Genomic DNA, 20,587 nt, shown 5'->3' with positions numbered 1-20,587 from the left:
GAGGTTCGAATCCTCCAGGACGCGCCACTTATTAAAGGGTAATGCCCTGATGTTGACGAAAGTCGATATCGAAAACTTGCGCGTCCTTAGCTCAGCTGGATAGAGTACCTGGCTACGAACCAGGCGGTCGGAGGTTCGAATCCTCCAGGACGCGCCACTTATTGAAACAGCCTCGCAATTGCGAGGCTTTTTTGTATCTAGACATCTGGAATATGGCGTAGGATCACTAGAGCCCATGTTCCTCTTTTTTAAAAGCGAATATGTGCGTATCTAAGCAATTTGCTATCAAGCTTCTGTCGCATCGTGTGAAATCATCCTGATTATCCCTCCTATACACTGACTTCCATTTTTCATTTCAATTACTCTCATGTAGTCACTTTGTTTGTTATTTGTTTATTGATTGTTAATTTTGTTCATCTTTTTGTTTTTGTTGGTTTTTACTTCGTGAGTCCCGATTTGATTTTGAAATCTAAATCGCAGTTTTTATTTATGTCCTCCTTTACTCTGTTCGTAAGGTGATAGCGATTTGAAGTGATTATTTTGTCATGAACTGTGAACTGTGATCTGGGTAGTGAATAAATAATCATTTATCAGGATTACTACAAACCTTTCTTAAACAAAATTGACAAAATTTAACCAATCGAGATAATCCATGGGTCGGGATTTGACACTATTAAAGTCCTGCACGTTGTCAGGATGACAAAGAAAGGAAGCAACATGACTAATATAGGAAGCCTGCTAGTAGATGCGGCCACCCTGATGCTAACGGGGATGGCGGTCGTATTTATTTTCCTCACTATTCTTGTTTATCTCGTTCGGTTAATGTCGAAATTGGTACCAGAAGAAGTACCAGAGCCGATCGCAGCACCAAAAACAAACACTAATATTCAATCAACCTCTTCAGCTGTTAGTCCACAAGTAGTGGCGGCGATCTCGGCTGCGATTCATAAACATCGCGCCTCATTCGCGAAGTAGCCGAACTAGGATTAAAAAGGAGTTTAAGAGCATGTCTAAACCACTAGCTATTACTGATGTGGTCCTTCGTGATGCCCATCAATCACTATTTGCTACGCGTATGCGTATTGAGGATATGCTGCCTATCGCAGCTGAGTTGGATAAGGTTGGTTACTGGTCTCTAGAGACTTGGGGTGGTGCAACATTTGATTCTTGTATTCGATTCTTAGGGGAAGACCCTTGGGAGCGTTTACGTGAACTAAAAAAAGCGATGCCTAATACACCAATGCAAATGCTACTGCGTGGTCAAAACCTTTTAGGATACCGCCATTATGCCGACGACGTAGTAGAGAAGTTTGTGGAACGCGCGCATGCTAACGGCATGGATGTATTCCGTATTTTTGATGCAATGAATGACGTGCGAAACTTCCAGAAAGCCGTTAAAGCAACGGTTGATGTTGGTGCGCATGCTCAAGGTACGTTGTCTTACACAACGAGCCCAGTGCATAACGCAGACACTTGGGTTGACTTGGCAAAACGCCTAGAGGATTTAGGTTGTCACTCGCTGTGTATTAAAGATATGTCTGGCTTACTTAAGCCTTATGAAGCGGAAGAGCTTATCACGCGTATCAAAGCGTCTTGTGATGTGCCATTGGCACTTCATTGTCATGCAACAACGGGGCTGTCTACAGCAACAGCGGTAAAAGCAGTAGAGGCCGGTATTGATATTCTCGATACTGCGATTTCTTCAATGAGTTGTACCTACGGCCATACACCGACTGAAACGGTAGTCGCTATGCTAGAAGGTACCGAGCGAGATACCAATTTGAAACTCGAGCAACTGGAACCTATCGCCGCATATTTCCGTGAGGTACGTAAGAAGTATGCGAAGTGGGAAGGCCAGTTAAAAGGAGTCGATTCACGCATCCTGATTGCTCAAGTGCCTGGTGGTATGCTGACCAATATGGAAGGCCAGTTGAAAGAGCAGGGCGCTGCGGATCGCATTGATGAAGTATTAGAAGAGATCCCTCGTGTACGTGAAGATCTTGGTTTCATTCCATTGGTGACTCCAACTTCACAGATCGTCGGTACGCAAGCGGTGATTAACGTTCTTACTGGCGAGCGCTATAAGAGTATTACCAAGGAAACCGCTGGCCTATTGAAAGGTGAGTACGGTCAAGCGCCAGCCGAGTTAAATGCAGAACTGCAAGCGAAAGTGCTTGATGGTAAAGAGCCAATTACCTGTCGTCCTGCCGATTTACTTGAGCCTGAAATGGAGACGCTTACGGTTGATCTGATGGAGAAAGCGAAATCAGAAGGCATTAAGCTAGCAAGTGAGCGTGTTGATGACGTACTCACTTATGCACTTTTCCCTCAAGTTGGGCTTAAGTTCCTTAAGAATCGTGAAAACCCAGAAGCATTTGAGCCTGCACCAACGCTAGAAGCTGAGAAGCCTGCTGTACCTGTAGCTCAACCAGCAACTGGTGGTGTAGAAACTTATAGTGTACGTGTTGACGGGCAGGTGTATGAGGTGGAAGTTGGCCCTCAAGGTGAACTGACATCTGTTGCTCCTTCTAATGCACCGGCAAAATCGGCTACACCTAGCGCACCTTCTAATGCTTCAGCAGAAGCGGTACCTGCTCCTCTTGCAGGTAACATCTTCAAGGTGAATGTTCAACCTGGTGCTGAGGTAGCTGAAGGCGATGTATTGCTCATCCTTGAAGCGATGAAAATGGAAACTGAAGTACGAGCGGCGCGTGGTGGTGTGGTTCAAGAGCTGAACGTTAAAGAAGGCGATGCTGTCACAGTAGGTGCGCCTCTGTTGAGCCTGGCGTAAGGGAGTATCATGGACGGATTGTTAACCCTTTGGGCAGAAACAGGGATCGCTAACTTCGAGTTCGGCCAAATCTGTATGATGCTGGTTGGTTGTACCTTGCTGTTTTTGGCAATTAAAAAAGGATTTGAACCTTTACTGTTATTGCCGATTGGTTTCGGTGCTATTTTGGCGAATATTCCAAATGCTGGCTTTACTGAGCCTGGTGGCTTGCTCTACTACGTTTACTACATTGGGATTGAATCGGGTGTGTTCCCGCTATTGATCTTCATGGGTGTGGGCGCGATGACCGACTTTGGTGCTTTGATCGCAAACCCAAAAACGTTGTGGTTAGGTGCGGCTGCGCAGTTTGGTATTTTTGCAACACTGTTTGGCGCTATTTTACTCAACTATGTACCTGGCATGGAGTTCTCCATGGCGGATGCATCGTCTATCGCGATCATCGGTGGTGCTGATGGGCCAACAGCGATTTTCTTAGCGAGTAAGCTCTCTCCAGATCTGCTAGGTGCGATTGCAGTCGCGGCATACAGCTATATGGCATTGGTGCCGATCATCCAGCCACCAATCATGAAAGCACTGACAACCAAGGAAGAACGTCAAATTAAGATGGCTCAGCTTCGTCATGTTGGTAAATGGGAGAAAGTCATCTTCCCGCTTGCTGTATTACTGATGACGATTCTGTTCTTACCTTCAGCTACGCCATTGGTTGGTATGTTCTGTTTGGGTAACTTGATGCGTGAAGCTGGTGTGGTCGATCGTTTATCGAAAACTGCTCAAAATGAATTGATCAACATAGTGACTATCTTTTTAGGTCTTGGTGTTGGTTCTAAGCTGCAAGCTGAGCAGTTCTTGAACCTAGAAACGTTAGGTATCTTGGGGTTAGGCGCAGTTGCATTTAGTATCGGTACTGGTGCGGGCGTCCTGATGGCGAAACTGCTTAACAAGTTCTCGAAAGAAGACATCAACCCACTTATTGGTGCGGCTGGCGTTTCTGCGGTACCAATGGCCGCGCGAGTCGTAAACAAAGTTGGTTTACAAGCTAACCCGCAAAACTTCTTGTTAATGCATGCGATGGGACCAAACGTTGCTGGTGTGCTGGGTTCAGCCGTTGCGGCTGGTATATTGTTAGCACTTGTTGGTTAGACATTATTGAAAATGGAATGATCAACCAATTTACAAAATCACGATTAACTTAGGTTAACAAAATGGTTTATAGTCAAAGGGATGCTTTCGCATCCCTTTTTGTTTTCTTGCAGGGAATGGTTTATGGAACACAAACAGATCGTTATCACTGAGTTTGGTGATGCCAACGTACTCGCGATTCAACATGCTTCTACACCATCACCACAGCCTGGTGAAGTCTTAGTAAAAGTCGCTTTTTCAGGCGTAAATCCTATTGATGTCAAAACTCGAGCTGGGCTCGGTTGGGCGGCAGCGCAGAATAAGGATAATTTACCTTGGGTGCCAGGTTACGACATCTCAGGAAAAGTGATGTCTTGTGGAGAGGGGGTATCACGTTTTAATGAAGGTGATGAGGTGGCTGGATTTATTGGTTTCCCAGTTCGAGGCGGTGGTTACAGTCAATACATATGTGTTCCAGAAACTGAGTTAAGTCATGTTCCTAGCTCTGTCACTTTAGAGGCAGCTGCTGCATTACCGTTGGCGGGACAAACTGCGGCACAAGCTCTCAGTAAGGCTAATGTGAATGAAAACGATCGCGTACTTATCCTCGCTGGAGCCGGTGGTGTTGGACACCTCGCGGTACAAATTGCGATCGCGACGAAAGCGGAAGTCTTTACAACCTGCAGTGAACGAAATCTAGACTACCTTGCGACGCTCGGTGCTCATGCAGTGAACTATCAATTTGCACCAGTGTCAGAACGTGTTGAAGATGTTGATGTTTTGATTGATTTAGTAGGCGGAGATGCTGCGTTATATGCGCTTAAATGCCTGAAAGACAATGCGAGAGTCATCACCGTTCCAACCATAACTGCTGAGCTGATTTGTGAAAAAGCCAAACTCCTAGGCTTTGAGGCTAGTGGCATGTTGGTTGAACCAGACCCTGCGCAGTTAGATACCTTGTTGTACATGGTCGGCGTTGGCTTACTGAAGACTGAAATTCAACAGGTTTATCCTATGAGTGATGTCATTGGTGCTCACCAGCAGGTCGAATCAGGAAGAACCAGAGGCAAGGTGTTGCTTGATATGACATGCTAGAAGCATTTAACACGAGTTTTGAAAGTTTAGCGCTTTGGTTTTCAGATTCAGCATTATGGGTGCTTTTCATGACCGGTTTTCTCAGTGCCACGTTGTTGCCTGGTGGTTCTGAGGCGGGCTTAGTTGCCACTCTCTCATTAAATCAATACTCCGTTTCTTCAATTGTTATGGTCGCTACTATCGGTAATACGCTTGGTGGCTTAACAAATTATTGGCTTGGCTTGTGGATTCCCAACAAAGCACAAGAGGAAAAGCACGGTCATACCGCATTAAAGTGGCTCTCTAAGTATGGCTATTGGGGATTATTTTTTAGCTGGTTACCTGTAATAGGAGACCCGCTGTGTTTAGCCGCAGGGTGGCTAAGAATGAAGTTTCTGCCTTGCGTGATTTTAATATTTTTAGGAAAGGCTGCTAGGTATAGCTTACTTGCGGCCATCTATCTCGGATTATTTTAAGGAAAGTACATGAAGATGTTTTGGGTTGGCGCGTGTTCACTGTTGGTGATCACGGGCTGTGCATCAAATACGCCAGTTTCATCACTGCCGAAAGGGGTAACTTTCGTTGAGTCATCGAAAGCTGAAGAAGGCAAAGTTAAGATTCCATACCAAAAGTATAAACTCGATAATGGTTTAACGGTGATCTTAGCTCCTGAAGATTCTGACCCATTGGTCCATGTGGATGTGACTTACCATGTTGGTTCAGCTCGTGAAGAAGTGGGTAAGTCTGGTTTTGCGCATTTCTTTGAGCACATGATGTTCCAAGGTTCAGAGAACGTTGGTGACCAAGAGCACTTCAGAATCATCACAGAGGCTGGCGGCACGTTAAATGGTACAACAAACCGCGATCGTACTAACTACTTTGAAACTGTCCCTGCTAACCAGCTCGAGAAAATGCTGTGGTTAGAGTCTGACCGTATGGGCTTTTTGTTGGATGCGGTTTCTCAACGCAAATTTGAAATTCAGCGTTCGACTGTAAAAAATGAGCGAGCTCAGCGTTACGATAATCGTCCTTATGGCTTAATTTGGGAGCGCATGTCCGAAGCGCTATATCCTGAAGGTCATCCGTATTCGTGGCAAACCATTGGTTATGTTGAAGATCTTGATCGTGTTGATGTGAACGACCTCAAAGCGTTTTTCTTGCGTTGGTATGGCCCAAACAATGCGACTATCACGATCGGTGGTGACTTAGACGTTGAACAAACTCTAGAGTGGGTAAATAAGTACTTCGGTTCGATTCCTCGTGGTCCTGAGGTTGAAAATGCGCCGAAACAACCTGCAAAACTGCAAGAAGATAAATACATCACTCTAGAAGATCGTATTCAACAACCTATGGTGATGATCGCGTGGCCAACAACCTACAACGGCGAAGAAAGCCAAGCGTCTCTCGATACATTATCGGAAGTATTGGGTGGCGGTACCAACAGCGTGCTCTATCAAGACCTAGTGAAGACTCAAAAAGCGGTCGATGCTGGTTCATTCCATGACTGTGCTGAACTGGCGTGTAACTTTTACGTTTACGCAATGGGTGATTCTGGAGACAAAGGCGACCTATCAAAACTGTACGACGAGCTTTTACAATCACTAAATCAGTTTGCGGAAAAAGGCGTGACAGAAGATCGCCTTGAGCAGTTGAAGGGTAAAGCGGAAGCGGATGCTATTTTTGCGCTAGAAAGCGTTAAAGGTAAAGTGACTCAGTTGGCTTCCAACGAGACATTTTTCGGCGATCCTGATCGTCTTGAGCAACAGCTTGAACAAATCCGTGCAGTTACGCCGACTTCGGTAGAAAAAGCGTATACGGACTTTATCCAAGGTAAGAACAAAGTGACCCTAAGCGTGGTCCCAAAAGGAAAAACAGACCTTGTCGTAAAACCTGCGACTTTTGTGACGCCAAAGCGTACGCTGCCAGAATATGAGAAGATTTCCGATGACCAATTGGCGTATCGTCGTGCGACCGATAACTTCGATCGCTCAGTGCAACCGCCAGTAGGAGAACCAGTGAAAGCGACGATGCCAGAGCTGTACGAGTTACATTTCAAGAATGGCTCAGAGCTGCTTGGTGCAGTTAGCGACGAAACGCCGACGGTGATGATGCAATTTAGTCTACCTGCAGGGACACGTTTTGTTGAAAAGGGTAAAGAAGGTCTTGCCCAATTGACCGCTGCGATGTTGCAAGAAGGTACAACGAAACGCAGTGTCGAAGAGATTCAAGCTGAGCTTGATAAACTGGGTAGTGTTATCTCTGTTAATGCCACAGGTTATACAACAAACATCAGTGTTTCTGCTCTAGAAAAGAACTTAGAGCCGACGTTAAAAATTGTCGAAGAGATGTTGCTGTCTCCTGCATTTAATCAAGATGATTTCGAGCGTGTAAAAATGCAAGCGCTAGAAGGCCTGGTATATGAGCACCAAAATCCAAGTTGGATGGCGTCACAAGCGAGTCGCCAGGTGCTCTATGGGGATTCGGTTTTTGCTCGACCAAAAGACGGCACGCAAGCAGGTGTCAGTGCATTAACGTTGGATGATGTCCGTGAATTCTACTCGAAGCATTACACGCCACAAAGTGCGCAAATCGTCGTTGTTGGTGACATCAATAAACAGGAAATTGAGCAGCAACTGACGTTCTGGAAAAACTGGCAAGATGAAGCTGCGCCATTGTATGCACCGCAAAGCATTGCTGCATTAGGTGAGCAAAAGATCCATCTTGTTGATAAACCAGGAGCGCCGCAAAGTGTGGTCATGATGGTTCGTCAAGGTATGCCTTACGACGCAACGGGCGATTTTTACCTAAGCCAACTGGCAAACTTCAACTTAGCTGGGAACTTCAATAGCCGCATCAACCAAAATCTACGTGAAGACAAGGGTTACACATACGGTGCTTACGGCTATTTCTCTGGTAATCCAGAAACAGGCTCGGTGGTTTTCACCGCGCAAGTACGAGCGGATGCAACGGTTGCTTCGATCATTGAGATGGAAAATGAGCTAAATGAATACTCGCAGTCAGGTATTACTGATGAAGAGATGAAATTTATGCGTCAAGCGGTCGGTCAAAAAGATGCACTGAAATATGAAACGCCAACACAAAAAGCGGAGCTCATCAGTGATATTCTTAAGTACAACCTCGATCATGATTACTTGCAGCAAAGAAACGCTATCGTAGAAAAAGTTGATAAGCAGACGTTGAATGCGCTGGCTCAGAAATGGTTTGATCCAAATGACTATCAAATTATCGTCGTTGGTGATGCTAAATCGTTGCATCCTCAATTAGAAAAGTTGGGGAAAGACGTAGAAGAGCTTGAAATCATTCGATAGAGTACACATTTAATAGCGGAGAAACGTTTCTCCGCTATTCATCTAGATAAGCAACTTTTCGTGGGTTATTTATCTAGATGCATTAACTATCAATAACTTAGCTTACACTTGTGTTATGTGACAAGTGTCCTGCTCCCAATATAAGCGAACCTCATTTTGACTGATTTTGCTGCGCGACTAAAAAAAGTTGCATCAAACCCCGAAGTATTTAAGCAGTTTGGACGCGGTGTTGAGCGAGAAACTTTGCGCTATCGTCAGGATGGACATCTAGCTACAACTCCTCATCCTGAAGGGTTAGGCTCTGCGTTCACAAATCAATGGATCACAACGGATTTTTCGGAATCATTGTTAGAGTTCATTACGCCTGTGTCACATGAAATTCCAGAACTGATGGCACAGCTGAAAGATATCCATCATTTCACTCAAACCAAAATGGGTGAAGAGAAAATGTGGCCACTATCAATGCCTTGCTACGTAGGCTCAGAGGATGATATTCAGTTAGCCCAGTATGGCTCTTCGAATGCAGCGAAAATGAAAACGCTGTACCGAGAAGGCCTAAAGCGTCGCTATGGCAGCCTGATGCAAATTATTTCAGGTGTCCACTTTAACTTCTCGTTTCCTGAAACATTTTGGGAGGCGCTCTATGGCGAGCAAGATGAACAAGCCCGCCAAGATGCTAAGTCTGATGCGTACTTTGCGTTGATCCGTAATTACTACCGCTTTGGCTGGATGATTCCCTACTTCTTTGGTGCATCACCAGCGTTATGTGGCTCTTTTATTCAAGGTCGTGAAACCGATCTGCCATTCGAGAAGATTGGCGGGACATTATATTTGCCGAAGTCGACGTCTTTGCGTTTGAGCGATCTTGGCTATACCAATAGTGCTCAAAGTGTGCTGAAAATTGGTTTTAACAGCATTGACCAATACCTCGATGGTTTGAGTGATGCGATTCGCCACCCATCAGAAGAGTTTGCGAAAATTGGGGTAAAAGTGGATGGTGAATACCGCCAGCTTAATTCCAATATCTTACAAATTGAGAATGAACTGTACGCTCCGATTCGTCCAAAACGTGTATCGAAAAGTGGTGAGAAGCCTTCAGATGCGTTACGACGCGGTGGTGTCGAATACATTGAAGTTCGTTCTCTAGATGTTAACCCATTCAGCGCAGTGGGCTTAAATGAAGAGCAAGTACGATTCTTGGATCTCTTCCTTACCTGGGCGGCCTTGTCAGACTCAGATCCTATGGATAACTGTGAATTAGAGTGTTGGCGCGATAACTGGAATAAAGTCATTGTTTCTGGCCGTGAAAAAGGTCTAATGCTGCAAATTGGTTGTCAAGGTGAACGTCTATCTCTACAAGATTGGGCACACCGAGTTTTCGTCGAGTTACGTCAAATAGCACAGCAAATGGATATGACCGCTGGTGGCAGTGCATACCAAGATGTGTGTAATCAACTCGAGACATGGATTGATAACCCAGAACTAACGATCTCTGGTCAACTATTAGAGCTAACGAAAGAGCTGGGTGGGCTAGGTAAAGTTGGTTGTACTCTTGGTATGAAGTACCGTGATGAAAACCTAGCTCACGGTTATCAGTACTACTCACAAGATACGATGGAAACGGAAGTAGCGTCGTCCGTGGAAAAACAAAAGCAAGCAGAGCAGAGTGACACGCTTTCTTTTGATGATTTTTTGGAAGATTACTTTGCTTACCTGAAGCAGTAATGACTAACTAAGGATTGGTGGGGTTGAACATTAAGTCGTCAGTAGTAGCGGTACTTGGAAGCGTGCTACTTGCAGGTTGTGCTACGGCACCGCCAAAGCAGCAGAATAACTTATGCGAGATATTCCGAGAGAAATCCGGTTGGTACGATGATGCCAAAGATATGGAAGATGAATGGGGGACCCCTATTCATGTCGCTATGGCCATCATTAAACAAGAAAGCAGCTTTCGGCACGATGCAAAACCACCTAAAGATTATTTGCTAGGGTTTATTCCTTGGGGACGAGTCAGCAGTGCGTATGGTTACGCTCAAGCTCAAGACCCTGCTTGGGAAGACTTCCAAGATGCCACAGGTCAGGGTGGCTCTCGTACCAACTTCGATGATTCTATGATGTTTGTCGGTTGGTATACTCATGAAACACGGCGTCAGCTAGGGATTTCATTATGGGATCCCTATAACCAGTATCTGGCTTATCATGAAGGGCGAGGTGGGTATAAGCGAGGTACTTATAATCGAAAGCCTAGTTTAATCAAAGTCGCTCGACGTGTTGAACAAACAGCGAAAACTTATGGCTGGCAGCTGAAGCAATGTCGTCAGGAATTAGAAGACAACAGCAGCTGGTTCTTTTAGCCCACAGTCAGTTCATGTGCTGTAGGGATGAATGACATTTATCCATTACCGAAAGGTACTGGAGTTACAATCAGGAGAGATGTAATGCCTTTACTCGATAGTTTTACCGTGGACCACACTCGTATGAATGCACCCGCTGTACGAGTGGCGAAAACCATGCAGACCCCAAAAGGGGATACGATTACTGTTTTCGACTTACGCTTTACTGCGCCAAACAAAGACATTCTTTCTGAAAAAGGTATTCACACCCTAGAGCACCTTTATGCAGGCTTTATGCGTAATCACCTAAACGGTGATTCTGTTGAGATCATCGATATTTCGCCTATGGGTTGCCGCACAGGTTTTTACATGAGCCTGATTGGCACACCATCAGAGCAGCAAGTCGCAGATGCTTGGATTGCAGCAATGGAAGATGTGCTGAAGGTAGAAAGTCAGAATAAGATCCCTGAACTTAACGAATACCAATGCGGCACGGCAGCAATGCACTCTTTAAAAGAAGCACAACAGATCGCAAAGAACATTTTGGATGCTGGTGTTTCGGTGAACAAAAATGATGAACTTGCTTTGCCTGAGTCGATGTTAAAAGAGTTGCGCATCGACTAGGTGCTCATTAAGAAGCATATTGCCCCAATAAGTAAAAAGCCTGACATGAGTCAGGCTTTTCTTTTGGTTATTTGGATGTCGATTTTTTCTTCTTCGGATAAACACGAACGAGCTTGATTCGGTTCTCTTCAATCTCAACAAGTTCCATTGGGTGACCCGCTACTCTCACACTTAGATGGCTCTCAGGAATATCTTCCAAGTGTTCTAAAATGAGCCCGTTTAGCGTTCTCGGGCCATCCGTTGGTAAATCCCATTTCAGGCCTTTGTTGATATCTCGGATATTGGTGCTGCCTTCAATAAGAAAGCTTCCGTCACCTTGAGGACTGATTTCATCAGAGAGGCTTGGAGAAATGGACGTCGTGAACTCACCAATGATCTCTTCCAGAATATCTTCAAGAGTGATTAGACCGATGATATCACCGTACTCATCCACGATCAGACCGATACGTTGCTTGTTACGTTGGAATTTTAACATTTGCACGTTCAGTGGTGTGCCTTCTGGGATGTAATAGACCTCATCAGCAGCACGTAATAGCGTTTCTTTGTTGAATTCGTTCTTTTCCAACATCAGACGATAAGCTTCACGCAAGCGCAGCATGCCAACCACTTCATCAATTTGGTCACGATAGAAAACTATGCGTCCATGTGGTGAGTGTGTTAGCTGGCGAACAATGGATTTCCAGTCGTCGTTAATATCAATACCGGTAATTTCATTGCGTGGGACCATAATGTCGTTCACGGTGACGTGCTCAAGATCTAAAATAGACACTAGCATGTCTTGGTGTCGGCGAGGGATCAAACCGCCAGCTTCATTTACCACCGTACGCAGCTCATCGGAGCTAAGATGATCTTCTGCTGAGTGATCCGCTCTTACACCAAGTAAGCGGATAAAGCCATTCGTAATAAAGTTAACAAGCATCACTAAAGGCGACAGTAACTTCATCAGTATGGTCAATAATATACTGCTCGCGTAGGACACACGTTCAGGGTAAAGCGCTGCAATTGTTTTAGGGGTAACCTCGGCAAAAACCAATACAACCATAGTTAGTGCACCGGTTGCGATAGCGACACCTAAATCACCATACAAACGCATACCAATAATGGTCGCGATCGCGGACGCGAGAATATTAACGAGGTTGTTGCCGATAAGAATAAGACCAATCAAACGATCTGGACGGTCTAATAGTCTTTCGACTCGCTTAGCACCCTTATGCCCGTTTTTGGCTAAGTGTTTTAAGCGATAACGATTCAGAGACATCATCCCTGTTTCTGAACCGGAAAAGTAACCTGATATGACGATAAGACACGCGAGTAGCGCAAACAAGATACCCGTAGAGATGTCGTCCAAAACGTTGCTGTTCCTTGTAAGTATTGGGTTATATAACGGTTGAGTAAGTCCGTTAAGTCAAAGAGTTAAGGCGTACTGTATTTTATCTAGCCTAAAATATAAAGGATAGGAGCCCTAGAGCTCCCTAATTCAAGATGATTTCTTTTACAAAGCGACTGCCAAAATATGCCAGAGTTAACAGTGTTGCTCCTGCAACAGCGAACCATGTGACTTTTCTACCACGCCAGCCTTTTTGATAGTGACCCCAAAGCAGTATTGAGTACACCACCCAAGCGATGAAAGAAAGAATGCCCTTATGTGCCTTACCTTGGGCAAACATATCCTGCACAAAGACAAAGCCAGTAATGAGCGTGGCAGTTAACAATAAGTTACCGATCAAAATGATTTTGAAGAGTTGACGCTCCACCATTAATAGAGGCGGCAGGTTTGGGTTAATCGCCAAAGATTTTTTTGCTTTCAGTTTGTGATCCAGCCAAGCCAACTGAAGCGCATAGAGTGCCCCGATAGTTAAAGTCGCGTATGAGAAGAGCGCAAATGAAATATGAATGAGTAGCTTAGGGTCATTCTCTAGGTGCTTTATAAACGTGCTTGGCAAAAATGTGGCAGCAGATAAATTGATGGCAGCAAAGCTATAAACGACAGGCAATAAAAACCACAGTCGGTTTTTCAACATAGCAAGGCTCATGACCAGAGAAATAATAAAACTGATCAAAGAAGCCACGTTGAGAATACTCAGGTTTTGACCTGAACCATCAAAAATCAGATCACTCAAAATCCACGCATGAAAAACAAGCGCACAGGCAGCACTAGCAAACACTGTTTTTGCTTTGATTCCTGACTGTTGTGAGAGTCCGGGTATGATGGTCGCAATCGCCAAGACATAAAGTATGGCGGCCGCGATGGCTATTAAGCTATCCATGAATCCTAAATATTATTGTACACGATGGAGAAATTATACCTTGCATTACACTTTGGGGCTACGTTATATCCGACATCAATCGTGAGAGATGAGATATTGAAATTAATAAGTTACCGCACCATATATAAATAGAGGTAAGAATAGGACAGCGGTACGGGTATGACTCAGACCTTGGCTAATGTATACTCACACTAATTAATCGCCATTTTAGCGAAGAGACAAAGATGTTTGAGAATTTAACGGATCGATTATCCAAAACGCTGAAAAATATCAGTGGCAAAGGTCGTCTGACCGAAGACAACATTAAAGAAACCCTACGTGAAGTCCGAATGGCTCTACTTGAAGCTGACGTTGCGCTTCCGGTCGTTCGTGAATTTGTGAACCGCGTTAAAGAAAAAGCGGTGGGCGTAGAAGTTTCTAAATCTCTGACTCCAGGTCAGGAATTTATCAAGATCGTTCAAACAGAACTTGAAGCCGTAATGGGTGAGTCGAATGAGGCGCTAAACCTTGCCGCTCAACCACCTGCTGTGCTTCTTATGGCTGGTCTACAAGGTGCGGGTAAAACCACATCGGTAGGTAAGTTATCTAAGCTTCTGAAAGAACGTGACAAGAAGAAAGTCTTGGTTGTGTCTGCCGACGTTTACCGTCCTGCGGCAATCAAGCAGCTTGAAACACTGGCATCAGACATCGGTGTTGACTTCTTCCCATCATCACCAGACCAAAAGCCTATTGATATCGCCAATGCAGCGATTGACCATGCGAAGAAGAAATTCTACGACGTACTTATTGTCGATACCGCAGGTCGTTTGGCAATTGATGAAGAGATGATGGGGGAGATCAAAGATCTTCACGCAGCTATCAACCCAGTAGAAACGCTATTTGTTGTTGACGCCATGACGGGTCAAGACGCAGCAAATACAGCAAAAGCCTTTGGCGATGCGCTACCTCTTACCGGTGTAGTTCTAACTAAGGTTGATGGTGATGCTCGTGGTGGTGCGGCACTTTCAGTACGCCATGTCACGGGCAAACCAATCAAATTCTTGGGTGTCGGTGAAAAAACTGACGCGCTAGAACCGTTCCACCCAGATCGTGTTGCTTCACGTATTCTTGGCATGGGTGACGTTCTGTCTTTGATTGAAGACCTACAACGCAACGTTGACCAAGAAAAGGCAGAAAAGTTAGCGAAGAAGTTCAAAGAGAAGAAAGGTTTCGACCTTGAAGATTTCCGTGAACAGCTAGGCCAGATGCAAAACATGGGCGGCATGATGGGGATGATGGATAAGCTTCCAGGAATGTCCCAGCTACCAGACAATGTGAAAGATAAAGTCGATGACAAGATGTTCAAACAGATGGAAGCGATCATCAGCTCCATGACAATGAAAGAACGTCAACGCCCAGAAATTATCAAGGGCTCGCGCAAGAAGCGTATCGCGGCTGGTTCTGGTGTGCAGGTTCAAGATGTAAACCGCTTACTAAAACAGTTCACCCAAATGCAGAAAATGATGAAAAAGATGCAAAAAGGTGGCATGAAAAGCATGATGCGCAACATGCAAGGCATGATGGGCGGCATGGGTGGTGGCGGTGGCTTCAACCCATTTGGTCGTTAATTAATCGATCACGCATAGATTCAGGGTGTTAGGTACGTCACAAACTTTAAATTCAATTTATGTTGGTGAAAAAGTAACTAAACTCCTTGCATTGCTCCGGGAGAAGAGTAAAATCCTGGAGCTTTATTTTGGCACGAGACCCCAAACTGTTTAATTTCTTGAATGGTTTTTGGGGTTAATTTTATTTTTGAGAAAGCAAAGAGGACGACATGGTAACCATTCGTTTGGCACGTCACGGCGCTAAAAAGCGTCCATTTTATCAAATCGTAGTAGCGGACAGCCGCAACGCTGCAACTGGCCGTTTCATCGAGAAAGTTGGTTTCTTCAACCCAACTGCTAAAGGTCAAGAAGAAGGTCTACGTCTAGACCTAGACCGCGTTAACCACTGGGTTGGTCAAGGCGCGTCAGTATCTGACCGTGTTGCTAAGCTAGTTAAAGACGCTCAAAAAGCGGCTTAATTTTTTACTTGAAAAGTAGAAACTAGTTTATGTCGATGAAAGGTAAAGAAACAATGAGCAACGAAAAGATTGTTGTAGGCAAGTTTGGTGCTACTTACGGCATTCGTGGTTGGCTTAAGGTTTTTTCCTACACAGACAATGCTGAAAGCATTTTCGATTACAGCCCTTGGTACATTAACCAAAAGGGCAAGTGGGTTGAGTACAAAGTAGAAAGCTGGAAGCGCCATAACAAAGGTATGGTGGCTAAGCTGGAAGGCATGGATGTTCGTGAAGACGCGCATCTAATGACGAACTTTGAAATTGCTATTGACCCTGCGGTACTTCCTGAATTGTCAGAAGATGAGTTCTACTGGCGCGAATTGTTTGGGATGCAAGTTGTAACTACTAAAGGTTACGATCTAGGTGTCGTTACTGACATGCTAGAAACTGGCTCAAACGATGTTCTGGTTGTTAAAGCAAATCTTAAAGATGCTTTCGGGCAGAAGGAACGATTAATCCCGTTCCTTGAAGAGCAAGTGATCATTAATGTTGATCGCGAAGCTCAACGGATCGAAGTTGACTGGGATCCTGGATTCTAATCTCCAAAATTACAGAGCGAGATAAACATGTGGGTTGGCGTTATTAGCCTTTTTCCAGAAATGTTCCGTTCTGTTACTGATTTTGGAGTAACAGGTCAAGCGGTTAAAAAAGGTCTTTTGTCGATTGAGACTTGGAATCCTAGAGATTTCACTCACGACAAACATCGCACAGTCGATGACCGACCTTACGGTGGTGGCCCTGGTATGTTAATGATGGTTCAGCCTTTGCGCGATGCCATTCATACCGCGAAAGCAGCCTCACCGGGCAAGACGAAAGTCATCTACCTTTCTCCTCAAGGTCGTAAGCTCGACCAGAAAGGAGTGGAAGAACTGGCAACGAATGAGAACTTGCTTCTGATTTGTGGTCGTTATGAAGGGGTAGATGAGCGCATCATTCAATCTGAAGTCGACGAAGAATGGTCGATTGGTGATTTTGTGATGACGGGTGGTGAGATACCAGCCATGACGTTAATCGACTCTGTCTCTCGGTTTGTTCCGGGGGTACTAGGGGATTTCGCGTCAGCAGAAGAAGACTCTTTTGCAAATGGCTTGTTAGATTGCCCTCACTATACGCGTCCAGAAGTATTGGATGACAAAGAAGTACCAGCGGTACTGATGTCAGGCAATCACAAGGACATTCGTCAATGGCGACTAAAACAGTCGCTGGGCCGAACTTGGCTTAGAAGACCAGAGCTCCTGGAAAACCTAGCTCTGACTGACGAACAGGAACAATTACTTGCTGAGTTCATTAGTGAACATAACGCAAAGTAACCTAATTTATTTAGTATCAGTTTATTCTAGGAATTTAAAAAATGAGTAACATCATCAAAGCTCTTGAAGAAGAGCAAATGAAATCAGACCTACCTAAATTTGCACCAGGTGACACTGTTGTAGTTCAAGTTAAGGTAAAAGAAGGTGACCGTGAGCGTCTACAGGCTTTCGAAGGCGTTGTAATCGCAATCCGTAACCGTGGTCTACACTCTGCTTTCACTGTACGTAAGATCTCTAACGGTGAAGGTGTTGAGCGTACGTTCCAAACACACTCTCCAATCGTTGATAGCATCGAAGTTAAACGCCGTGGTGCAGTACGTCGTGCCAAGTTGTACTACCTACGTGAGCGTTCTGGTAAGTCTGCTCGTATCAAAGAGAAACTTGCTAAGAAGTAATGCTATAACTAGCGTTCTCATCTTAAACGGAGTCCTTTTAGGGCTCCGTTTTTTTATTTGTGTAATTAGCTTGCTCGTTTCTTTTCACCCGACCTGTACTGTCGATGCTCATGCACTGACGTACACTCCACGCCTCTGTCTTGTTGTGAATAGATTCCTGATGTCGCTATGGCTCCTCGGAATGACGGGAAATGATGGTCAAAGATTATAGAGTACAGTGGTTAAAATTCGTCATTCTGGACAGCGACGAAGGAGCGTGATTCAGAATCTACTAGTCGAGCATGCAAGTATTTACGTTGTTAGCTTCATCCTTACTATGAGTAGATTTCTGATGCCGCTATGGCTCCTCGGAATGACAGGAAATGATGGTCAAAGATTACAGAGTACCGTGGTTAAAAATCTACTCGCTGAGAATGCTAGTGTTTCAGTTGTCCAACAGTATTCTTGCTATGAGTAGGTTCTTGATTTCGCTATGGCTCCTCTGAATGACGGGAATTGATAGCCAAAGATTACAGGGTACCGCGGTTAAAATTCGTCATTCTGGACAGCGACGAAGGAGCGTGATTCAGATTCCCCAAGAAGGAACCTAGGATCTTCCTTTACCCTAGGCCTCAATTTAATACTGGTCTTCAGACCAGCCATCACTGTCGGACATATCGGGGGCGCCTGGGATGGTGTTTTCTTCATCTGCCCATTCACCAAAATCAATCATTTGGCATTGTTTACTGCAGAAAGGGCGATGAGGACTTTGTTCTCCCCATTCTACGTCGGCGCCACATTGTGGACATTGAACGATGGTAACTTTAGACATAGTTGAGCGTCCCATTACTAATTGGTGTTAAAGGGTAGTATACCTAAACGAATTAAAGATGGCTTATTCAACGCGCTATTGCTGCTACGAAATTTTATCAAATATAAGCGCAATAAAGCGTTGAATTTTAGATTATGGAGGCGAGGCGTAGTGTCGTCTTAGCTGCACACAGCAAGTTCAAATTCAATATCTTGTGTGCACGCTTGACCGTTTTCAAACGACATGAACTTGATCGCAAAGCGGTTTTTATGGCCTGAAATCATAGGATACACGCCATATTCCATTGGGATGTGAAGTCTTAGAATGTTGGCTTCATCAGCGTCACTTTGGAAGAAACCTGCACGACCGATTTGAGCTTTGAAATGTCCGGTCTCTCTAGTGAGCTTTAACCATAACGAAAGCGCATCAGATAAGGGCTTTAAGCTTGCTTGCCACTGTTGTGCATCACGCTTTTTACGTTCAATAGGTAGATGAAGCCAGTAGTGTAATGCTGGCAGATCAAAACAGCATGAACCACCCGGTAGATTAAAGCGTTGACGGATAGAGCTTAGGAAGCGATCTTCTTTTAATGCTTGGCCAAAACGTTCAGCACCCATTAGTTGGCTATGAACGACATCTATCTCTTGTAGTAGGGTATTTAATGCGTCTTGATCGACACCATCAACATTGAGCCAATGGCGGTACGACAGCCGCTGCTTCTCAAGATCTTTAGCCAGTTCACTTTTCAGTTGGATTTGTTCGAAGATCTCAACCATATCGAATAACGCACGGAAAAACAGTTGATACTGATGATTTTCGCTAAACCCAGAGGCCAAGTGAGCCTGACGCAGCAGAGACTCCACTCTTAGATAAATACGAGTTTTCTCATTTAACGGATGTTCAAATTTGTGCGTGGTCATCGACATAAGCCTTTGTGAGTTTCGTTCCTATTTTCGCAGATTTTTCTTACACATGGCTAGGTACTTTTCGTGCAAATCTGTGATTTGAAGCAAAAGATCAGGGTCACTTGGATTATTCTTAACCACATCGTCTGCAAGCGCGAGCCTTTGCTCTTTTGATGCTTGAGAGGCAAGGATGGCGCGAACTTGATCTTCACTCACATTGTCTCGTTTCATCGTGCGAGATATCTGTGTATTCGGTTCTACATCGACGACAAGAACGCGATCACACAAACTATCTAGCTTGTTTTCTACGAGCAACGGCACCACAAGTAACGCATACTCTGAAGTGACTTGCTGCAAATCTTCGATCATCTTTTCACGAATTATCGGGTGCAACAGTGCGTTGAGCCATGCTTTTTCATCTGAATTCGAAAAGATTTTTTCTCTCAGCTTTGCGCGGTCTAAAGTTTGGTCTTCACGAACGATATCGTGACCAAAGTGTTCAATAATCGCGTTTAGGCCGGGAGTACCTGGCTCGACAACTTCTCTTGCTACAATGTCGGCATCGACGATATCGATTTTAAATTGTTGTTTGAACAGATTCGCGACGGTTGTTTTTCCACTAGCGATACCACCTGTTAAACCAATAACCAAAGCCATTTACACTCCTAGAACTGAAGTAAAGTACCAGTTTAAAATCTGGTCGCCCCAAATTAAGCTTATCCAACCAGCAATTGCTAAGTAAGGACCGAAAGGGAAAGCTTTTTCAATTCCCTGCTTTTGCAAGCGTAGTTGAATGATGCCAAATACGATGCCAACCACAGAAGAAAGTAGAATGATCATCGGCAGTGACTGCCAACCTAGCCAAGCTCCTAGTGCCGCCAGTAGTTTAAAATCACCATACCCCATTCCTTCTTTACCGGTAAGTAACTTAAAGCCCCAGTAAACGGACCAGAGACATAGGTAACCAGCAATAGCACCAATGACAGAATCTTGTAGAGTAACAGGACTTATTTCGACTAATGCTAAGGCAATGCCAGCCCAAGTTAATGGTAATGTTAATTGGTCAGGTAACAACATAGTATCGAGATCGATAAATGTTGCGGCGATTAAGATAAAAGTAAAAAAGAGTAGGGCAACGGTAAAGTAACTAAAACCAAAGTAATAAGCTATAAAGCCTGAACAGAACGCGGTGAGCAGTTCAATCAGTGGATAGCGTGCACTAATGGTTGCCTGACAGTTGTGACATTTGCCTTTTAAAAGCAGCCAGCTAATCACAGGAATGTTGTCGCGAATACGTATCGGTGTTGCGCATTTCTGGCAGGAGGAGCGTGGGACGCTTAAGGTCAGCACTTCTTTAGGAGGTTCTATTTTGTATTCAGGAAATGACTCGGCACATTCGCGTCGCCATTCTAGTTCCATGATTTTAGGTAGTCGATAAATAACCACATTGAGGAAGCTACCCACGATCAGACCGAAGATGGTGGCAAACACAACGAATAGCCAAGGGTAGTACTGGAATACTTCCATATTTGTCTCTTGAGCGATG

At 44.6% G+C, this 20,587-nt stretch carries 20 protein-coding genes and 1 tRNA gene; 15 read left to right on the top strand and 6 right to left on the bottom strand.

From position 1 onward, the window contains the following. The first annotated feature begins 80 nt into the window (after nucleotides 1-80). The 10 genes from R7O13_RS16880 (at nucleotide 81) to luxS (ending at nucleotide 11,270) form a co-directional block, all read left to right on the top strand. Nucleotides 81-157 (top strand) — tRNA-Arg (locus R7O13_RS16880). A gap of 560 nt (nucleotides 158-717) precedes the next feature. After that, nucleotides 718-975: an oxaloacetate decarboxylase subunit gamma gene (locus R7O13_RS16875; RefSeq protein WP_005379932.1), complete on the top strand. Its 258-nt coding sequence runs from the start codon at nucleotides 718-720 to the stop codon at nucleotides 973-975. A 31-nt stretch (nucleotides 976-1,006) separates the two neighbouring features. Then, the gene (gene oadA / locus R7O13_RS16870) at nucleotides 1,007-2,791 is read left to right on the top strand and encodes a sodium-extruding oxaloacetate decarboxylase subunit alpha (protein ID WP_017820387.1); all 1,785 of its coding nucleotides are present in this window, start codon (nucleotides 1,007-1,009) and stop codon (nucleotides 2,789-2,791) included. Between the two features lie 9 nt (nucleotides 2,792-2,800). Continuing rightward, complete coding sequence (locus tag R7O13_RS16865; protein ID WP_005379935.1) at nucleotides 2,801-3,931, top strand: sodium ion-translocating decarboxylase subunit beta; 1,131 nt, start codon at nucleotides 2,801-2,803, stop codon at nucleotides 3,929-3,931. A gap of 123 nt (nucleotides 3,932-4,054) precedes the next feature. Then, on the top strand, nucleotides 4,055-5,005 hold the full coding sequence (locus R7O13_RS16860; protein WP_318304306.1) for an NADP-dependent oxidoreductase: 951 nt from the start codon (nucleotides 4,055-4,057) through the stop codon (nucleotides 5,003-5,005). Continuing rightward, nucleotides 4,999-5,460 (top strand): YqaA family protein, encoded by a 462-nt coding sequence (locus R7O13_RS16855; RefSeq protein WP_005379938.1) that lies wholly within the window; start codon nucleotides 4,999-5,001, stop codon nucleotides 5,458-5,460. Before R7O13_RS16860 ends, R7O13_RS16855 begins: the two co-directional genes overlap by 7 nt. 9 nt (nucleotides 5,461-5,469) lie before the next feature. Then, the gene (locus R7O13_RS16850) at nucleotides 5,470-8,313 is read left to right on the top strand and encodes a pitrilysin family protein (RefSeq protein ID WP_318304304.1); all 2,844 of its coding nucleotides are present in this window, start codon (nucleotides 5,470-5,472) and stop codon (nucleotides 8,311-8,313) included. A 156-nt stretch (nucleotides 8,314-8,469) separates the two neighbouring features. Beyond that, a complete protein-coding gene (gshA, locus tag R7O13_RS16845; RefSeq protein WP_137282359.1) occupies nucleotides 8,470-10,038 on the top strand; it encodes a glutamate--cysteine ligase in 1,569 nt (522 codons plus the stop codon). 23 nt (nucleotides 10,039-10,061) lie between these two features. Beyond that, the gene (locus R7O13_RS16840) at nucleotides 10,062-10,667 is read left to right on the top strand and encodes a hypothetical protein (protein WP_005379943.1); all 606 of its coding nucleotides are present in this window, start codon (nucleotides 10,062-10,064) and stop codon (nucleotides 10,665-10,667) included. A gap of 84 nt (nucleotides 10,668-10,751) precedes the next feature. Beyond that, nucleotides 10,752-11,270: an S-ribosylhomocysteine lyase gene (gene luxS / locus R7O13_RS16835; protein WP_017820391.1), complete on the top strand. Its 519-nt coding sequence runs from the start codon at nucleotides 10,752-10,754 to the stop codon at nucleotides 11,268-11,270. A 67-nt stretch (nucleotides 11,271-11,337) separates the two neighbouring features. Here luxS and R7O13_RS16830 read toward each other — a convergent pair whose 3' ends face one another. Further along, on the bottom strand, nucleotides 11,338-12,618 hold the full coding sequence (locus R7O13_RS16830) for an HlyC/CorC family transporter (protein ID WP_005379948.1): 1,281 nt from the start codon (nucleotides 12,616-12,618) through the stop codon (nucleotides 11,338-11,340). 124 nt (nucleotides 12,619-12,742) lie between these two features. Continuing rightward, the gene (locus R7O13_RS16825) at nucleotides 12,743-13,537 is read right to left on the bottom strand and encodes an inner membrane protein YpjD (protein ID WP_005379950.1); all 795 of its coding nucleotides are present in this window, start codon (nucleotides 13,535-13,537) and stop codon (nucleotides 12,743-12,745) included. A 224-nt stretch (nucleotides 13,538-13,761) separates the two neighbouring features. On the opposite strand from R7O13_RS16825, the gene ffh reads away from it, so the two are divergent. The 5 genes from ffh to rplS all read left to right on the top strand — a co-directional run bounded on the left by ffh (nucleotide 13,762) and on the right by rplS (nucleotide 17,346). Further along, complete coding sequence (ffh, locus tag R7O13_RS16820) at nucleotides 13,762-15,144, top strand: signal recognition particle protein (protein WP_005379960.1); 1,383 nt, start codon at nucleotides 13,762-13,764, stop codon at nucleotides 15,142-15,144. Nucleotides 15,145-15,353: 209 nt separating this feature from the next. Further along, nucleotides 15,354-15,602, top strand: coding sequence for a 30S ribosomal protein S16 (rpsP, locus tag R7O13_RS16815; RefSeq protein ID WP_005379962.1), 249 nt, complete (start codon nucleotides 15,354-15,356; stop codon nucleotides 15,600-15,602). A 29-nt stretch (nucleotides 15,603-15,631) separates the two neighbouring features. Next, nucleotides 15,632-16,180, top strand: coding sequence for a ribosome maturation factor RimM (rimM, locus tag R7O13_RS16810; protein ID WP_005379964.1), 549 nt, complete (start codon nucleotides 15,632-15,634; stop codon nucleotides 16,178-16,180). Between the two features lie 27 nt (nucleotides 16,181-16,207). After that, the gene (trmD, locus tag R7O13_RS16805; RefSeq protein WP_005425529.1) at nucleotides 16,208-16,951 is read left to right on the top strand and encodes a tRNA (guanosine(37)-N1)-methyltransferase TrmD; all 744 of its coding nucleotides are present in this window, start codon (nucleotides 16,208-16,210) and stop codon (nucleotides 16,949-16,951) included. A gap of 41 nt (nucleotides 16,952-16,992) precedes the next feature. Further along, entirely contained in the window at nucleotides 16,993-17,346 is a 354-nt protein-coding gene (gene rplS / locus R7O13_RS16800) for a 50S ribosomal protein L19 (protein WP_005379971.1), read from the top strand. A gap of 616 nt (nucleotides 17,347-17,962) precedes the next feature. Here rplS and yacG read toward each other — a convergent pair. The 4 genes from yacG to R7O13_RS16780 all read right to left on the bottom strand — a co-directional run bounded on the left by yacG (nucleotide 17,963) and on the right by R7O13_RS16780 (nucleotide 20,568). Continuing rightward, a complete protein-coding gene (yacG, locus tag R7O13_RS16795) occupies nucleotides 17,963-18,157 on the bottom strand; it encodes a DNA gyrase inhibitor YacG (RefSeq protein ID WP_017635922.1) in 195 nt (64 codons plus the stop codon). 158 nt (nucleotides 18,158-18,315) lie between these two features. Then, nucleotides 18,316-19,056: a cell division protein ZapD gene (gene zapD / locus R7O13_RS16790; RefSeq protein ID WP_005373086.1), complete on the bottom strand. Its 741-nt coding sequence runs from the start codon at nucleotides 19,054-19,056 to the stop codon at nucleotides 18,316-18,318. 27 nt (nucleotides 19,057-19,083) lie between these two features. Then, a complete protein-coding gene (coaE, locus tag R7O13_RS16785; RefSeq protein WP_213904896.1) occupies nucleotides 19,084-19,698 on the bottom strand; it encodes a dephospho-CoA kinase in 615 nt (204 codons plus the stop codon). Then, entirely contained in the window at nucleotides 19,699-20,568 is an 870-nt protein-coding gene (locus R7O13_RS16780) for a prepilin peptidase (RefSeq protein WP_017635919.1), read from the bottom strand. It abuts the gene before it with no gap. Nucleotides 20,569-20,587: the final 19 nt, after the last annotated feature.

This window comes from Vibrio sp. Y176 (assembly GCF_033438945.1).
This window is presented reverse-complemented; position numbering and strand designations above follow the sequence as displayed.

What these genes read in the sequence shown, in the direction of transcription:
- R7O13_RS16875 (WP_005379932.1), top strand. Translation starts at nt 718, where the DNA reads ATGACTAATATAGGAAGCCTGCTAGTAGATGCGGCCACCCTGATGCTA.
- oadA (WP_017820387.1), top strand. Translation starts at nt 1,007, where the DNA reads ATGTCTAAACCACTAGCTATTACTGATGTGGTCCTTCGTGATGCCCAT.
- R7O13_RS16865 (WP_005379935.1), top strand. Translation starts at nt 2,801, where the DNA reads ATGGACGGATTGTTAACCCTTTGGGCAGAAACAGGGATCGCTAACTTC.
- R7O13_RS16860 (WP_318304306.1), top strand. Translation starts at nt 4,055, where the DNA reads ATGGAACACAAACAGATCGTTATCACTGAGTTTGGTGATGCCAACGTA.
- R7O13_RS16855 (WP_005379938.1), top strand. Translation starts at nt 4,999, where the DNA reads ATGCTAGAAGCATTTAACACGAGTTTTGAAAGTTTAGCGCTTTGGTTT.
- R7O13_RS16850 (WP_318304304.1), top strand. Translation starts at nt 5,470, where the DNA reads ATGAAGATGTTTTGGGTTGGCGCGTGTTCACTGTTGGTGATCACGGGC.
- luxS (WP_017820391.1), top strand. Translation starts at nt 10,752, where the DNA reads ATGCCTTTACTCGATAGTTTTACCGTGGACCACACTCGTATGAATGCA.
- R7O13_RS16825 (WP_005379950.1), bottom strand. Translation starts at nt 13,537, where the DNA reads ATGGATAGCTTAATAGCCATCGCGGCCGCCATACTTTATGTCTTGGCG.
- ffh (WP_005379960.1), top strand. Translation starts at nt 13,762, where the DNA reads ATGTTTGAGAATTTAACGGATCGATTATCCAAAACGCTGAAAAATATC.
- rpsP (WP_005379962.1), top strand. Translation starts at nt 15,354, where the DNA reads ATGGTAACCATTCGTTTGGCACGTCACGGCGCTAAAAAGCGTCCATTT.
- rimM (WP_005379964.1), top strand. Translation starts at nt 15,632, where the DNA reads ATGTCGATGAAAGGTAAAGAAACAATGAGCAACGAAAAGATTGTTGTA.
- trmD (WP_005425529.1), top strand. Translation starts at nt 16,208, where the DNA reads ATGTGGGTTGGCGTTATTAGCCTTTTTCCAGAAATGTTCCGTTCTGTT.
- rplS (WP_005379971.1), top strand. Translation starts at nt 16,993, where the DNA reads ATGAGTAACATCATCAAAGCTCTTGAAGAAGAGCAAATGAAATCAGAC.
- yacG (WP_017635922.1), bottom strand. Translation starts at nt 18,157, where the DNA reads ATGTCTAAAGTTACCATCGTTCAATGTCCACAATGTGGCGCCGACGTA.
- zapD (WP_005373086.1), bottom strand. Translation starts at nt 19,056, where the DNA reads ATGACCACGCACAAATTTGAACATCCGTTAAATGAGAAAACTCGTATT.
- coaE (WP_213904896.1), bottom strand. Translation starts at nt 19,698, where the DNA reads ATGGCTTTGGTTATTGGTTTAACAGGTGGTATCGCTAGTGGAAAAACA.
- R7O13_RS16780 (WP_017635919.1), bottom strand. Translation starts at nt 20,568, where the DNA reads ATGGAAGTATTCCAGTACTACCCTTGGCTATTCGTTGTGTTTGCCACC.